Annotated in this window: 1 protein-coding gene and 1 pseudogene; both read left to right on the forward strand. The window is 53.8% G+C overall.

Annotated features, from left to right (window positions below; genetic code table 11):
* Positions 1-280, forward strand: a 280-nt coding sequence (locus tag IV91_RS0111460) for a Crp/Fnr family transcriptional regulator (protein ID WP_031598521.1), incomplete at its 5' end; no start/stop codon positions are given.
* A gap of 286 nt (positions 281-566) precedes the next feature.
* Positions 567-1,442 (forward strand): annotated as a pseudogene (locus tag IV91_RS0111465) (PAS domain-containing protein); the annotation flags it as partial.
* Positions 1,443-1,568 lie beyond the last annotated feature (126 nt).

The raw sequence follows: 1,568 nt of genomic DNA on the forward strand, positions 1-1,568 counted from the left end.
CCGGCATCACACCCTGGATCAGCAGTTCTGCCGATGGCTCCTGCTGAGCCTCGATCGTTTGCCCTCCAACGAACTGATCATGACCCAGGAACTGATCGCCGCCATGCTCGGGGTACGTCGCGAAGGCGTCACGGAGGCCGCCGGAAATGTGCAGAAAGCGGGCTTGATCAAGTACAGTCGGGGCCACATTACCATTCTTGACCGGGTAGGTCTGGAGAAGCGGGTCTGCGAATGTTACGCAGTGGTCAGGAAAGAGTTCGATCGCCTGCTCCCCAAGTAGTTTCTACCCACAGCCGGTCTTTATTTGAAGAACCGAATTGCCGTTCAAAGCAGGCAAACTGCCAGGCAGTTGCGCTCAGGTCCAACAGTCTGATAAGCCCCCCTCTGTTCGGCATCGCACAGAACATATCAACCGGTCAGGACACCATACAAGGTTCAGGTCTGCCTCTTTGCTTGTTACCAGAGGAGGGGGGATCACTCCCCCGCACTTGAGCAGTTTCTTGAAAAACATGCCGCCCTCCAGAAAACTGAAGGCCCTAACGCACCATCGACAAGCAGGCAGGTCTATGTCCAAAAAACCACTCAATTCACTCCTGTCTGTCGACTATGCCACCCCCACGGAAGACTGCATCACGGAACGCCGCCGTCAAGTGGCTCTGCCGATAACAGGCGCTTTGCAGAACGCAATTTTCAACAGCGCCAATTTCTCGAGTATCGCCACTGACGCAAAGGGCGTCATTCAAATCTTCAATGTCGGTGCCGAGTGTATGCTCGGCTACACGGCCGCCGAAGTGATGAACAAAATCACACCGGCCGACATTTCCGATCCACAGGAAGTCATTGCGCGTGCCAAAGCATTGAGCCTCGAACTTGGAACGCCCATTACGCCTGGCTTCGAGGCTTTGGTGTTCAAGGCTTCGCGCGGGATCGAGGACATCTATGAGTTGACCTACTTTCGCAAGGACGGAAGCCGCTTTCCTGCAGTGGTATCCGTCACGGCGCTACGCGACGCGCAGGACGCCATCATCGGCTATCTGTTGATCGGTACCGACAATACCGCGCGCAAGCAGGTCGAAGCAGAACAGAAGAAACTCAATCAGCGCTTACGCGACCAGCAGTTCTACACACGCTCGCTCATCGAATCCAATATTGACGCAATCATAACGACCGATCCTTGCGGAATCATTACCGACATCAATAAGCAGATGGAGGCACTCACCGATTGCACGCGCGACGAATTGATCGGTACACCGTTCAAGAACTACTTTACCGATCCAGATCGAGCCGAGGCAGCCATCAAACTGGTACTGAGTGAAAAGAAAGTCACCAATTACGAGCTCACCGCGCGCACCCGGGATGGCAAGAAAACAGTCGTGTCCTACAATGCGACCGTCTTCTACGACCAAGACAGGACCCTTCAGGGTGTATTTGCTGCAGCCCGTGTGAGCGGAATCAAGATGATTGATGGTTTGATTTGCACGCTCTGTGATGGGTTGTAGACGGCTGTCAGAATCCGCATAAATCTGATGGTGGATTTGACTGAGCAATATTGTGACCGTCACGCAAAT

This window comes from Ferrovum myxofaciens, from assembly GCF_000735045.1.
Taxonomy (GTDB): domain Bacteria; phylum Pseudomonadota; class Gammaproteobacteria; order Burkholderiales; family Ferrovaceae; genus Ferrovum; species Ferrovum myxofaciens.